General features: G+C 65.9%; 14 protein-coding genes. 4 read left to right on the forward strand and 10 right to left on the reverse strand.

What is annotated here, in order from left to right; all coding sequences use genetic code 11:
- Positions 1-56 precede the first annotated feature (56 nt).
- Complete coding sequence (locus tag I6L38_RS05130; protein WP_024942221.1) at positions 57-1,640, reverse strand: carboxylesterase; 1,584 nt, start codon at positions 1,638-1,640, stop codon at positions 57-59.
- Positions 1,641-2,111: 471 nt separating this feature from the next.
- Here I6L38_RS05130 and rluF point away from each other — a divergent pair, with 471 nt between their 5' ends.
- Complete coding sequence (rluF, locus tag I6L38_RS05135; RefSeq protein ID WP_216989235.1) at positions 2,112-3,146, forward strand: 23S rRNA pseudouridine(2604) synthase RluF; 1,035 nt, start codon at positions 2,112-2,114, stop codon at positions 3,144-3,146.
- A 77-nt stretch (positions 3,147-3,223) separates the two neighbouring features.
- On the opposite strand, the gene I6L38_RS05140 is transcribed toward rluF, so the two are convergent.
- The 3 genes from I6L38_RS05140 to I6L38_RS05150 form a co-directional block, all read right to left on the reverse strand.
- Complete coding sequence (locus tag I6L38_RS05140) at positions 3,224-5,104, reverse strand: exotoxin A binding domain-containing protein (protein WP_201883028.1); 1,881 nt, start codon at positions 5,102-5,104, stop codon at positions 3,224-3,226.
- A 344-nt stretch (positions 5,105-5,448) separates the two neighbouring features.
- Complete coding sequence (locus I6L38_RS05145) at positions 5,449-6,669, reverse strand: cyanate transporter (RefSeq protein WP_216989236.1); 1,221 nt, start codon at positions 6,667-6,669, stop codon at positions 5,449-5,451.
- The gene (locus I6L38_RS05150) at positions 6,662-7,165 is read right to left on the reverse strand and encodes a nucleoside deaminase (protein WP_024942217.1); all 504 of its coding nucleotides are present in this window, start codon (positions 7,163-7,165) and stop codon (positions 6,662-6,664) included. The genes I6L38_RS05145 and I6L38_RS05150 overlap by 8 nt, the downstream gene beginning before the upstream one ends.
- A gap of 105 nt (positions 7,166-7,270) precedes the next feature.
- On the opposite strand from I6L38_RS05150, the gene I6L38_RS05155 reads away from it, so the two are divergent.
- Positions 7,271-8,119, forward strand: coding sequence for a LysR family transcriptional regulator (locus tag I6L38_RS05155; protein WP_216989237.1), 849 nt, complete (start codon positions 7,271-7,273; stop codon positions 8,117-8,119).
- A 22-nt stretch (positions 8,120-8,141) separates the two neighbouring features.
- On the opposite strand, the gene I6L38_RS05160 is transcribed toward I6L38_RS05155, so the two are convergent.
- The 6 genes from I6L38_RS05160 to I6L38_RS05185 form a co-directional block, all read right to left on the reverse strand.
- Positions 8,142-9,341 carry an MFS transporter gene (locus I6L38_RS05160; RefSeq protein WP_216989238.1) on the reverse strand — a complete coding sequence of 400 codons (1,200 nt, stop codon included), beginning with the start codon at positions 9,339-9,341 and terminating at the stop codon, positions 8,142-8,144.
- A 109-nt stretch (positions 9,342-9,450) separates the two neighbouring features.
- Positions 9,451-9,918 carry a GyrI-like domain-containing protein gene (locus I6L38_RS05165; protein ID WP_216989239.1) on the reverse strand — a complete coding sequence of 156 codons (468 nt, stop codon included), beginning with the start codon at positions 9,916-9,918 and terminating at the stop codon, positions 9,451-9,453.
- A 41-nt stretch (positions 9,919-9,959) separates the two neighbouring features.
- Positions 9,960-10,115 carry a pleiotropic regulatory protein RsmS gene (gene rsmS, locus I6L38_RS05170; RefSeq protein WP_005299504.1) on the reverse strand — a complete coding sequence of 52 codons (156 nt, stop codon included), beginning with the start codon at positions 10,113-10,115 and terminating at the stop codon, positions 9,960-9,962.
- Positions 10,116-10,194: 79 nt separating this feature from the next.
- Positions 10,195-10,665: an acyl-CoA thioesterase gene (locus I6L38_RS05175; protein WP_017781751.1), complete on the reverse strand. Its 471-nt coding sequence runs from the start codon at positions 10,663-10,665 to the stop codon at positions 10,195-10,197.
- 20 nt (positions 10,666-10,685) lie between these two features.
- Positions 10,686-10,985, reverse strand: a complete 300-nt coding sequence (locus I6L38_RS05180; protein WP_216989240.1) for a hypothetical protein — start codon at positions 10,983-10,985, stop codon at positions 10,686-10,688.
- Positions 10,982-11,833 (reverse strand): DMT family transporter, encoded by an 852-nt coding sequence (locus I6L38_RS05185; RefSeq protein WP_216989241.1) that lies wholly within the window; start codon positions 11,831-11,833, stop codon positions 10,982-10,984. The genes I6L38_RS05180 and I6L38_RS05185 overlap by 4 nt, the downstream gene beginning before the upstream one ends.
- Positions 11,834-11,895: 62 nt before the next feature.
- On the opposite strand from I6L38_RS05185, the gene I6L38_RS05190 reads away from it, so the two are divergent.
- Both I6L38_RS05190 and I6L38_RS05195 read left to right on the forward strand, forming a co-directional pair.
- Positions 11,896-12,546, forward strand: coding sequence for a tellurite resistance TerB family protein (locus I6L38_RS05190; RefSeq protein ID WP_216989242.1), 651 nt, complete (start codon positions 11,896-11,898; stop codon positions 12,544-12,546).
- 155 nt (positions 12,547-12,701) lie between these two features.
- On the forward strand, positions 12,702-13,220 hold the full coding sequence (locus I6L38_RS05195) for a GNAT family N-acetyltransferase (RefSeq protein WP_216989243.1): 519 nt from the start codon (positions 12,702-12,704) through the stop codon (positions 13,218-13,220).
- The last annotated feature ends 39 nt before the right edge of the window (positions 13,221-13,259 follow it).

The raw sequence follows: 13,259 nt of genomic DNA on the forward strand, positions 1-13,259 counted from the left end.
GGGGCCTACGTCAGCACCATACTGACGCACAGCCTCAACGGGCCCTGGCAAGGGCCCTAGAAGGGAGCCTCGCTCTCCTGCGCATCCTGTAGAAACTGTTCCCGCTCCGCCTGATAGGCGGCCTCGTCTTCGCTGTCCCAGACCGGGGTTGGCTGCTTGCCGGCCGGCGGTTGGGCAGGCGCTGTCAGCGTCTCTATCACCTTCTGCTGCAAATAGGGGTAGAAGGGGTTGGAGGAGGTGCGGGTGAGGGCGCCGGGGTTGACGATCAGCACCCCGCGCTCACCGCGCAGGGCCAACCCCCCCAAATTGATGCCGTATTGCTCACGCTGTTCGGGCCGTGGCGCCATGCCATAGAGGGGGTCATCCATCGGGAAGGGCAGGGCCACGTGGGAGAGGGAGTAGATCTCCCTGGGGTAGTCGATGTCGAGGGGCTGGATCTGCTCAGGCCCACCGCCGGCCGGCAAGCTGCTGGCCTGGGTGCGGGTGCTGGCGGGAGCCTGATTGCCCACCACCGTCAGCCGGTAGGAGAGCGGCGGGCGCGGCAGCAGGTGGCTCAGCGCCAGCTCGGAGGCGCTGCTCAACAGCGGGCCGAACAGGGTGCCGCGGTTGATGTCGAACAGTACCAGCTCGCTGCCATTGGCAGGCAGGAAGTGATAGAGATCGGCGATGATGGAGCGGGTACTGACGGTGTAGTCCATCACCGACTGGAAGGTGAGGGTGGGCGGGAAGGCCGCCAACTCGCCGCTGGCGGCCTGTTCACGCACCTGCTGCTGGATGGCGTGGGTCAGCCGGTAGGACTGGCGCGCGCCGTTGACCGGAAATGAGTTGTACTTGAAGGGATTGAACTCCGGCATGGTGTCGAGCCAGGCGGCGCTGGCAAAGGCGGGCAGCAGGGCGGGCACCGCCTTGAGGCCGGCGAAGCGGGCAAAGCGGGTCACCCCTATCATGGGGGAGATAAGTACCAGCCGATCGGGCCTTGCCAGTGCCCCTGTCTTGTCACCTTCCGCATCGAGCGCATATTTCACCGCCAGTGCGCCGCCGTTGGAAAACCCCACCAGATGCAGTGGCAGCGGGCTTGGCGCCAGTACCCTGGCCTCGCGCACCGCCAGCCGGGTGGCGGCCAGCCAGGTCTCCCAGTCGATGTCGACCAGCCCGGCCGGCACGGTACCGTGGCCCGGAATGCGCAGCCCCAGGGCGATGAAGCCCTGCTCGCGGTAGCGCTGGGCCAGGTGGCGCAGGCTGTAGGGGGAGTCGGTCAAACCGTGCAGGAACACCGCCACCCCTTTCACCTCGCCGCTCGGGCGCAGCAGATAGGAGCGGTTCCAGTCAGTCTCAAAATGAGCCGGATTGATGGGGGCATCCTGATAGTAGCGATTGCTGTCGAGCTGCTGCTCCGGCGGCGTTCTGGCGACTACCTCCCTGGTCACCAGCTCGAACAGCTGCTGTTCGTGGGCCAGATAGGCCTGCCAGTCGCTGCCATCGAGCTGCTCGGCGCTGAACTCGGGCGGAACCAGGGTGTGCCAGGGTTGCAGCGGTTCGGCCTGCCAGGCGAAGTAGGCGATCAGTGCCCAGCCGAGCAGCAGCAAGCCCAGCAGGCTGAGAAGAAGGCGGCGAACGAGGCGGCGGGTGCGAGCCAGCATGGCAGAGTCCTTGGCACTGATATAAAGAGGGGCGGCCCCGCGTCCACGGCAGCCGTACTAAAGCTCGAAAGCTGGCTTAAAGCCTAATGGAAACAAGATGATAAGTACAGGCAGCAGGCCGGGATGAGGTTGATGAGGGGCGCCAGGGGGTGAGGCATTGGGCATTGTCCTGGTGGGGATAAGGCGCTTTTGTGGCGGCACTTGCCGCCTGCGGCGCCGTTTATATGGAGACGCATTGCGCGCCGTTTTGGCGTGACGCGGCGCGCATTTTGCGGGAAGCGGGAGGGGGCGGGTGTAACTATCCTGCGTGTGCGGCAGAGCAATGTGCTAATGTGCCGGCGTTTTTTGCTGACAAGGCCGACCTAGGCCGGTTTTAAAGATGGAGTGATATGCACAATTTTGACCTGGTGAGCCGGCCATCCCGCGCTCTGATGAGACATGAGCAGGCCGTGGGCCGCTGGCAGGTGACCCATGCTGGCTGATGAATCCATGCGTCTGAACAAATACATCAGCGAGAGCGGCATCTGCTCGCGTCGCGAGGCCGATCGCTTCATCGAGCAGGGCTGTGTCTTCATCAACGGCAAACGGGCCGGGGTGGGGGATCAGGTGTTTGCCGGGGATCTGGTGAAGGTCAACGGCCAGGTGATCGAGCCGCGCGAGGCGGACAGCCTGGTCTTCATCGCCCTCAACAAGCCGGTGGGCATCGTCTCCACCACAGAGGCGGGCGAGAAGGACAACATCGTCGACTTCGTCAACCACAGTACCCGCATCTTTCCCATCGGCCGCCTCGACAAGGACTCCCAGGGGCTCATCTTCCTGACCAACCACGGCGATCTGGTCAACAAGATCCTGCGGGCGGGCAACGATCACGAGAAAGAGTATCTGGTGACCGTCGACAAGCCGGTAACCGACGACTTTATCAAAGGGATGGCGGCCGGGGTGCCGATCCTCGGCACCGTCACCAAGAAGTGCAAGGTGAAGAAAGAGGCGCCGTTCGTGTTTCGCATCACCCTGGTGCAGGGGCTGAACCGCCAGATCCGCCGCATGTGCGAGCACTTCGGCTTCGAGGTGACCAAGCTTGAGCGTATCCGCATCATGAACGTCAGCCTCAAGGGGCTGCCGGTGGGCGAGTGGCGCGATCTCGACGGTGACGAGCTGATCGAGCTGTTCAAGCTGATTGAGGACTCCTCCTCCGAGGTGAAACCGGCCAAAGGGGGCCAAGCTGCCGCCGGGCAGGGCGGTAAACCCAAGGCGTCCACCGCGCAAGCTGGCAAGTCGGCACCGGGCAAGAGGCCACGGCGCGACGACGATCACGAGATTGGCGGTCGCCCCAACGTGCCTGGCCCGGAGGCGTTCGAGAAACGGACCCCGGCAGGCAAGGGTGCTACGGGCAAAGGCGGCTTGGCAAAAGGGAGCGCAGGCAAAGGCGCCTCGAACAAGGGGGCCAAACCGGCCGCCGGCAAGCCGCGCGCCGGTCAGGGTGGGCGGCAGAAGAAGGGGCGCTAGGCGCCCTCTCACTCCCCCGCGTTGACAGTGAAAAACACCGGCTACAGGCCGGTGTTTTTGTATCTATGAACCGCGATTCAGAGGTCTTCGCGGGGCTGAGTGGTGTAATCAGGCAGGGTGCTGATGGCGCTCTCTTCCTGCGGCACGCTGGCAGGATCCAGATCGCCGCCGACATTGCGCGGATCGGTCGGTATGGTGGAGGGGATCACTACCGCTTGCTCCGCCAACCGCCAACCCAGAATGGTTTCCAGGCGTCCGCCCTCCTCTTCCGGTCCTGTGATGGCCTCCAGCTGCAGCGGCAGGGGGTGACCGATCAAGCGGCCGACCTCATCGACGGCGCCGGGATCGGCCAATGTCTGCTGGGTCGCGTAGAGGCGGGGCAGTGCGGCGCGCGGCACATACACCCGCAGCAGCACGCCATTGCGGATGCGGCCACGGGCATCCGCTTCCTGATCCTGAGCGTAACCGTAGGCGAGGGCCGGATCGCCGGCGACATAGAATCCTTGCCAGGGGGCAATGGAGGATTGATCCCGTTCATGCACCCCCTCAAACACTATGCTGTGGGCAGCTTCGAGGAAGGTGCCGTGATAACCGACGAAGAGATAACCGCGCGCCAGCAGCTGGCGATGGGCTTGCTCCAGGCGGGTCACCGACCAGTTGCGAGTACCGGCCGTGCTGAAGCTGACCTCGTCCCCGTCACCCAGGAAGCTGGCACCGTTCGGATAGTCCCGCTCCTGCAGGGCATCGGCGCTGTCGGCTGGCGCCAGGCAGTTGAGATCGGCGGCGGGGCAGGTGAGATTGACCACGTCAGCGCTGGCGGCCTGCTCTTGGCTATTGCCCGCCTGCTGGTGGCTGAAGGCATCGCTCTGGGCGGCCGCCATGCTCAGGGCCAGCCGTGCCTGGGTCGGGTTTTCCCGAATGGCTTGCGCCAGCTGCCCTCGTGGCGTTGAGCCATCCTCTGGCGTGGTATTGGCCAGCGCCTGGGTGATCACGGTATCAAGTTGGGACCATGGCAGGCGGGTCAGCAGATAGAGGGTGACGAGATTGTGGACCGGATAGCCGCACTGGCTGAGCTCTTCCCAGCCTCTGGGTTGACGGCTTCTGGCCAGGGATTCAAGGGGGATGGCGCAAACTTGATGAGTGGTGAGGGCCGCCAGACCGTCTCCCTTGGCAAAGTGCAGACGATGACTGATGGCGGTCGGCACGATATGGGTGTCGTGAGAGGCGGGTGCCCCGGCCAATACCCGGTAGACCTTGCCTTCCCAGGTATCACCCAGGTTGCAGGTACGCTGCGACAGGTAGTTGTAGACCGCATCCAGCGGATCCAGCAGGCACAGCACCTTGCCGGTATGCCACTCGCTCCAGCGCTTCTGACGGCTGTGCTGGGTGGGCGCCGCCACGAAGCCGACCCCAGCCGCACTGAGGGTAAGACTGCGATTGATCTCGTTGTTTTCCACGTGCCTGACGAAGAGTGTCGAGTTGCTGGCCATGGTGCGCAGCAGGTCGTCGCTCACTTCGATGCTGTAGATGGGGGAGATATGGCTCACCTCGGATCCTGCATCCAGCTCATGGAAGAAGACCTTGATGCTGGCGGGGGCATCGTCGCCGACGGGAACCAGCCAGTGCAGCGACCAGTTGCCGCGTCCCTGGCGGGTATAGCTGTAGGTGCGTGGGCCCTTGCCCGCGGTGGCGCTGGTCAGGGTGATGGTAGTGCCATCCGTGCGCAGGGTCAGCGCATTGCCGAGGGCCAGCTTGAGGCTGTCTCCACCTTCTTCCAATACCATGGAGTAGTGCAGTACCCCTGATCCCGCCTGGTCACCCAGCAGGCTGGCGACATCGAGCTGGCTGGCGCGCACCCCCTGGGCCAGATCCAGGGTGCAGCGGGTGGCGCACTCCTGCCACAGGTTGAATGACTCGTCGGCCATGACCGGTGAGATGGCACCGCCTAGCATGGCCAAGCCACCGAGTAGAGAAGCCCATTTTGTGTTTGTCTGCATGTGATTTCCTTTGTGTGATAGCAAAGCCACTGGCGCGTGGCGCTCTCCTCCCTGATGAATACCGCCTCTTCCCTGTCAGACGAAACGAGATTAATTCTCGTCTGAGTGCCTTACCTTAATGGGCTCATATGGCAGCACAACCCTCCATATGGGAAGATTTAATGTGTTACAAATCAAATGGATATGAAGTGATTTGCTGATGGTTTGCTCAGCTGGCCCGATACCGGAAAGCGAGCAAAGGATGGGAAGGAATAGCAGGGGGGTGAGCTTGCCTCCTCATTCGGGAAAGAGGAGGCAAGCACAGATCAGTTGATGGGGGCAGGAGCAGGAGAGGCTGTGGCCAGCTTCATGGCACGCGGGTAGCGGCGCGGATCCAGGCGCAGCACCAGCAGGCTCATCAACACCAGGCCGGCCAGCTGCCACTGCCAGGCGGCGGCGAAGTCACCGCTCAGGTGATGCAGGCGGGCCGCTACCCAGGGGCCGGTGGCCGCCAGCATGAAGCCGAACCCCTGCATCAGGGCGCTGAGGGTGCCGGCGCGGCGCGGATCCGGCAGGTGATCCAGCGCGATGACCATGATGAGGGAGAAGCTGCCGCCAAGCCCGGCGCCGCACAGCATGCACCAGAGGATGGGGGCGGCAGTCGGCGCCAGCCAGAGGCCGCCAAAGCCGGCCAGCTGCATGGCGATGGCCAATCCCATCCAGGGGCGCCGGTCGAGCCGGCGGGCGGCCAGCAGCGGCAGGCCGAGGCCGCTCACGGTCTGGGCCAGTGCCAGCCAGGCCACCAGCTCGCCTCCCTGTTGGGGGCTCCAGCCCTGTGCCATGTAGGCCGGCGCCAGCCAGGCCACGACGATGCCGTAACCGCTGTTGATGATGCCAAAGCAGCTTATCAGCAGCCAACTGCGGGGCAGGCTGATGAGGCGCTGCTCGCCACCGCCGGAGACCGCCACCGGCGCTGCGGGCAGCCGTACCCGCCAGCCGAGCCAGCCCATGGCCAGCAGCACCGGCAGGCTCCACAGCGCCAGCGCCTGGGACCAGTCGAGCCGGGCGGCGAGCTGCGGGGTGAGGCTGGCACCCAGCGCCCCGCCCCCCATCATGCAGGCCGAGAAGATGCCCATCACCAGCGGTACCTTCTGCGTGAACGCCTGCTTGATGAGGCCGGGCAGTACCCCCTGCACCAGGGCCGAGCCTAGCCCGCAGAGGGCGGCGCTGGCGATGAGCAGGGCGCCGCTGGCCGCCTCGAAGCGCATGGCGCTGCCCATTCCCAGCAGCAGCAGGGCCGCCCCCAGCAACTGGCGCGGCCCGCTGCGACTGCGCAGGGCCGGGGTGAGCAGCACGCCGCCACCGATGAGCCAGAGTGGCAGCAGGGTCAGCCAGGCCAGGGTGTCCATGCCAAGCCCGAGCGCCTCGGCAATGTCGCGGCTGAGAGGGCCGATGGCGGTGAGAAACGGCCGCAGGTTGAGCCCGATCAGGATCACCAGCACCAGCAGGGCCTGCTGCTGGCGCGTATCGATGCGGGCCTCAAGCATGACTTTGCGCACCATAGAGCTCGGCGGCGGCCAGCGGGCTCGGCAGCTTGATAAGCGGCAGGGGGGGCGGCGCGAGGGGCAGGCCCAGCTTGCGGTAGGCGGCAGTGCTGTCAAAGCCGAACGGGGCCGCATCCTCGTTATCGAAGGCGTAATAGACGGCGGCGATGCCGTTCATCACCAGGGCGCTCAGGCACATGGGGCAGGGGTGACCACTGGCGTAGACGATGGCGCCCGCCAGCGGCCCGACCTGGCTGGCCTGGCGCAGGGCTTCCAGTTCGGCGTGGCGGGTGGGGTCGCCATCCTGGTGCATGCCGTTGACGGCGCTGGTCACCAGCTGGTTGCCTTGTACCAGCAGGGCGGCAAAGGGTCTGCCTCCCTGCCGGCGGTTGTGGAGGGCCAGTTGCAACGCCTGCTCCAGCCACTCCTGATGAGTGGGGTTGGTGGTGAGCGAGGCGATCAGGCGTGAGCCGGCGGGTTCGGCAAGGGAGTGGGGCATGACGGATCCTCGAGGCAAGGGGAGGAGACCAGCCTAGCGGGGAAGCCAGCCATGGGGAAATTAAATGATAGAATGATATCCAGTGGTTTTGTAAATGGAGTCACCATGCTGGATCCCCTCTTGCTGCGCAGCTTTGTCGCCATCGTCGACAGCGGCAGTTTTACCCGCGCCGGTGAACGGGTGCACCTCACCCAGTCCACCATCAGCCAGCAGATGCGGCGGCTCGAACAGCAGCTCGGCTGCCCGCTGCTGGATCGCTCCGGTCGCCAGGTGGTGACCACGGCAGAGGGGGAGAAGCTGCTGGGGCTGGCCCGCAGCATCCTGGCCCTGCTGGCCCGGGCCGAGGAGCAGGTGGCCGAGGCCAGCCTGCAGCTGAGTCTGGGGGTACCGGAGGATTTTGCCGCCGGCGCCATCGCCCCTGTGCTGGCGGCCTTTGCCCGCGATTACCCGCAGGTGCGGCTGGAGGTGCACAGCGGCCTCAGCCACGAGATCTGGCAGCGTTTCGAGGCCGGCGAGCTGGACTTGGCGCTGGTCAAACAGGCGCGGGGACAGGGGGCGCCGTGCGCCTGCTGGCGCGAGCCGCTGGCCTGGGTCGACAGCCGTGCCTGGCCCGCCAGCGAGCGGGATCCCCTGCCACTGGCGGTGTTCCCGAGCGAAGGGCTCTATCGACGGCAGCTGACCGAGGTGCTCGATGGGATGGGGCGGCGCTGGCGCATCGCCTACGTCAGTGCCAGCCTGGCCAGTTTGCAGGGGGCGGTGAGCGCCGGGATCGGGGTCAGCCTGCTGCCCCGGCGCTTGCTGCAGCCGGATCAGCAGGAGCTGACCCACTGGCCGGCGGTGGCGGCGGTGGAGCTGGCGCTGCACCTGGGGGCGGAGCGCGGCGAGCCGCTCACGCGCCTCTGCGAGGCCCTCATCAGCCTGTGTGATCGGGTGATGGGGCCCGCTGAGCGGTGAGGGGACGCAGGCAGGGGCCTGCTTAGCTAACCTTGGTGCGCACGATGAGCAGGGTGATGAGCGCCAGGGTGAAGACGAGCGGAGCCCAGGCGCCGTGATGGCTCACCAGGGTGGCGCCGGCGGCAGCCCCCCCGGCCACCCCCTGCTGCAGGAAGCCGCACAGAGCCATGGCGTAGGCGCCGTGCTCGCGGCCATCGCTCACCGCCAGCGCCATGCTGTTGGGAAAGAGCACCGCCTGCCCGAAGATGATGAGGCAGTAGCAGGTCATCATGGCCACCAAGCCACCGCTGCCCTGCAGGGCGCCCAGAGCCCAGAGCAGCAGCATGCCGCCGGCCGCCAGCAGTATGAGCGCGGCCCCCTGGCGCATCAGCTGGCGGCCTCCCACCCTGGCGACCCGTCGGTTGACCGTCATGGCGCCGGCGAAGTAGGCGATACCGATCAGCAACCCCAGGCTGCCGAAGGTGGTGACCTGGAGGGCAAACCCCTGCTGCAGCACGAAGGGGCTCACCTCCTGCAGGGTCACCGTGATGGCAAAGCCGATGCCACCGGCGCAGGCCGGCCAGAAAAAGCCGGGGCGGCGCAGCAGGCTGGCGTAACGGGCCCACATGCCGCCGCCCGTCGCCGCCGGGTTGGGCCCCTGCAGCGGCAGGCTGCTCATCAAGAGCAGCGCCAGCACACCGACCCCGGCCATCAGCACGAATCCCAGCTGCCAATGGGCATAGCGGCTGATGAGGCCGCCTATCCACTGACCGCCGCCAAGGGCGGTGATAAAGGCGATGGAGAGCACCGAGAGGCGGCGCGCCAGCTCATCGCCGTGCCAGTGATCCCGCACCAGGATGCGGGCGATGATGGCCGCGCCGCCGGCTGCTACCCCTTGCAGGGTGCGCAGGATCAAGAGCAGCGGCCCCTGGCTGGTGGTGGCCAGCAGCAGGCTGAGGCCGACAAACAGCAGCAGTGACAGGGCGAGAGGCAACCGGCGACCGTAGCGATCGGCGGCGGCGCCCCAGAACAGCACCGGCAGGGCGGCGCCGATGACGAACAACGAGATGGAGAGCTCGGCCCCCTGCCGGGTCATGGCGAGATCTGTCATCACCACGGGCAGGGAGGGGAGGTAAACGGTGGTGGCCATCTGGGCCATGAAGACGATGAGGCAGGCCAGCGTCATGATGCGGGCGGAGCGGCTCCAGAGACCAGCCTGGTCGAGACATTCCTGGTTATCCATAACAACTCTCGGGCAGTAGGGGAGCCATATCCTTGCACCGCCCGTGCGCCGAGTCAGCCCCTCGTCTGGGTTAAACCTGGCCGGTTTACCAGGGCAGAGCGCGGTATGTTCAGGCGATGGCCTGGCGCGGCAGCACGGCGAGCCAGAGTTCGACCTCGCCGCTGCCGGTGTCCGGGTCAAAGGCGGCGCCATAGCGCTCGAAGTCTGGCTTGTGGGCCGACTGGTAAGCGGACTGCGCCAGCCACTCCAACGCCAGCTGCCAGGTGTGCGGCATGGTCGAGACATGCCCCCGGTGCAGGAAGACGGCATAGGTCTGGGGCTCGATGCGCATCCGCCCCAGCGTCTTGGGCAGCACCTCCAGCGCGGCGACCTCCACCGCACACATGTATTCGCACTCGGTGGCGGTCACGCCGCAGATGACGCCGTAGGCATGCTCACCCAGCTGGCCCGGCAGCGGACCCAGGGCGCTGAAATCGCGCCATTGGCCGCCGAAGTCGGCGTGGGCGAAGGCATGGTGACGGCGCAGGCCGGCAAGCTGCATGGGGCGGCCGGTTTCAAAACGGATGGGATCTGTCATGACACCTCCTAGGCAAAATGGGGTGGGCAAGGCAACCTTGCTCAGCACTCCTTGCCTTCGTTGAGCTTGCGCTGATAGTCCGCGGAGACGATGGCCAGCGCCGCCAGGGCGAGGGCCGGCTCAATCCGGTTGGTCTCCAGCAGTTCGATGAGATCCACCGCGAGCTGGACCTCGGGCGGGGCAGTTTCCAATGACATGACAGACTCCGTAACGGGGAAAACGCCATTATACAGGGCCGCACCCGGATGGGGACCTGTCTGGTTGCGGGCGACCCGGCTAGAGGTGCTGGCGCATCTCCTGGTCGATCTGCTCGCGCAGGGCCATCAATTTGAGGGCGTACTGCTGCAACTGCCGATCGCTCTCGTTCTGCGGTTGCCACTGGGGCACCGGGGTCGGCTTGCCGTGTTCGTCCATGGCCACGAAGATGATGATGCAGTGGGTGGTCTTGTGGCGCTCCTGCTGGGTCGGGTGGCGGCTGTAGACATCCACCGCCAGGTGCATGCTGGTGGTGCCGGTGTGGATCACCTGGGCGTGCACCTCCACCAGCTGGCCTATCTGGATGGGGCGCAAAAAGCGGATCCCCCCCACATAGACGGTCACCGCATAGCCGCCACACCAGCCGGCGGCGCAGGCGTAACCCGCCTGATCGATCCACTTCATCACCATGCCGCCGTGCACCTTGCCGCCGAAATTCACATCGGCGGGCTCGGCCAGAAACTGCAGGGTCAGCTCGCGGGGTGGGGTCATGGGGTCTCCTTGATTGAGGGTCATTGCCGGTAGCTCTTGCGATAGGCGTCTGCCTGCTGGCAGGGGGCCAGGTTGTTGAGATCGGGCCGTTTGTTGCCCTCGCGCTGGCCGAAGCTGGCGAACTCCTGCTGGCACTTGGCAGCCTTGCCGCCCGCCTTGATGCAGGCGTCGATCCGCTGTTGCTTGCCCTGTTCGACCAGCTGTTGCTGGGCCTGCTGGCAGGCCGCATCCAGCTTGGCCTGTTTGGCATCCCTGTCCTCCACTGCGGCCAGCAGGGGGCTAGAGAGGGTACAACCGAGCAGCAGTACGAGCATCTTCATGATGATTTTTCTCCTGAAGGGGGGCGTCCGGCAATGACCAGGGCGATCCCCCCCAGGATGCCCAGGGTCGACAATACCAAGCGCAGTGACCAGGACTCATCCAACCAGATGAGCCCGGCCAGGGCGGCGAGCAGAGGCACCAGCAGCTGGACGCTGGCGGCCAGGGTGCGGCCAAGATGGGGCAGCACCAGATACCAGAGTGCATAACCAAGGCCGGAGGCCAGCGCCCCCGAGGCCAGGGCATAACCGATGGCGGCGGGGCTGGTCTGCAACTGCCCGAGCAACAGATAGAGCAGGGCCGCCGGCAGACTTGCGCGCAGAAAGTGGCCGGCGTTGGCAGCGACCGGGGCGGCAAAGCGCGAGGCCCGCAGGGTATAACCGGCCCAGGCGATGCCGGCCACTATCATCAGGGCCGCCCCCAGCGGATCCGGCGCGCTGAGGCCGGGCAGCAGCAACACCACCAGGCCCGCCATGGCGAGCAGCAGGCCGAGCCACTGGCGGCGGGGCAGGGGCTCCCCGCGCAGCAGGGGCGGCGCCAGCATGCTGAGCTGGACGGCGGCAAACAGCAGCAGGGCGCCGGTGCCCGCGGTCAGGGTGAGGTAGGAGAACGAGAACGCCGCGCCATAGGTGATGAGGGCCAGGGCGCCGCCCCAGTCCCCCTGGCGGGGGGATTTTTGGCGCGCGCCGCACAGCAGCACCAGCACCAGGGCGCCGCTGGTCAGGCGCAGCAGGGTGAAGAGGGCGGGATCCATCCGCTCTTCGAACAGGGCGAGCCGGCAGAGCACCGAGTTGGCGGCGAACGCCATCAGGGTCAGCAGGGTCAGCAACAGCAGGCGGGGCAGCGGCATCCATTCACCTTGAGTTCAGTGGGGCAGGTTCAGCATGGTTCACCATCCAACGAGGAGGTCCCATGAAACAAATGCTGGAGCAATTGATGGGAGCTGGCAAGGGCTGGCTCAACGAAGGTGGCGACAGCCGCAAGGCGCAGATGAAGGGGATGGCGCAAGGGGGCCTCGCCGCCGGTGCCATGGCCCTGCTGCTTGGTAACAAGAAGGTGCGCAAATATGGCGGCAAGGTGGCGGCGGTGGGCGGCGCGGCGGCCCTCGGCGGGCTGGCCTACAAGCTCTATCAGGACTGGCAGGCACAGCAGGGCAGCCCGGCGCAGCCGACCCGGCCCCTCGATACCCTGCAGGGCAATGCGCTGGATGCCAGAGCCGCGCTTCTGGTGCGCGCCATGGTGGCGGCGGCCCGGGCCGACGGCCATATCGACGCCGACGAGCGTCAGAAGATCCAGCAGTACCTGACCGAGCAGGGCCAGAGCGATGCGGCCCGCTGGATAGATGCCGAACTGGCCCGCCCCCTGGATCCCCACGCCCTGGCGCGGGAGGTGACCGACATGGAGCTGGCCACCGAGGTCTATCTCGCCTCCCTGCTTGCCATCGACGTGGATCACTTCATGGAGCGCGGTTATCTGGACGAGCTGGCGCGCGCCCTCAAGCTCGATGAAAACCTCAAAGGCAGCATTGAGCGCCAGGTGGCCCAGCTGGATGCCCCCGCCTGACCCCCGCTCAGTACATGGATTGTCGATAAGGCCCCGTGACGGGGCCTTGTTGTTTTCAGATGCCTGCCAAAGGCTGCTGCGGCACTTCTTGTCTGGCTTGTCTGGCTTGTCTGGCTCGGCAGCCACTATGATGGAACCCAGGTCAAAGGGAGCAGATGAGACCGTCTCATCGCCAGGACACATCATCGTCAGGACACAGAGGCAAGGAGCATTCATTGGAAATACGCAAGGCACGTGAGCAGGACATCGACGCCATCCTCGAGCTGAACCGGCAGATAGGGGAGATCCACTTCGCGCAGGCGCCGCAGGTATTCTGCCCGCCATCCCCCGAGGAGCGGGCCTTTTTGCTGGCAGCCATCGCCGCCGAAGGGCGCCTGTTTTGCGTGGCCGAGCAGGAGGGGACCGTGGTGGGCTTTCTGACCGCCCGCATCGACATCAACGAGACCATCCCGTTTCTGAGCAAGGAGCCCATCTGCCGTATCGGCACCCTGGTGGTCGATGAGGGGCACCGCTCCCGGGGGATCGGCAAGGCGCTGATCGCCCATTGCGATGAGTGGGGCAAGGCGCAGGGTGCCAGCCAGTTGCGGCTGGAGGTGATGGCATTCAACGAGCGCGCCAAGGCGCTCTACGAGAGGTTGGGGTTCAAGATGCTGTCACAGACCATGGCCAGATAAGCCCGTTTCAACCAGATAATTTCGCAAGAAAAAGGCCAC

The organism is Aeromonas sp. FDAARGOS 1408 (genome assembly GCF_019048665.1).
In the GTDB taxonomy this organism is placed as follows: domain Bacteria; phylum Pseudomonadota; class Gammaproteobacteria; order Enterobacterales; family Aeromonadaceae; genus Aeromonas; species Aeromonas dhakensis.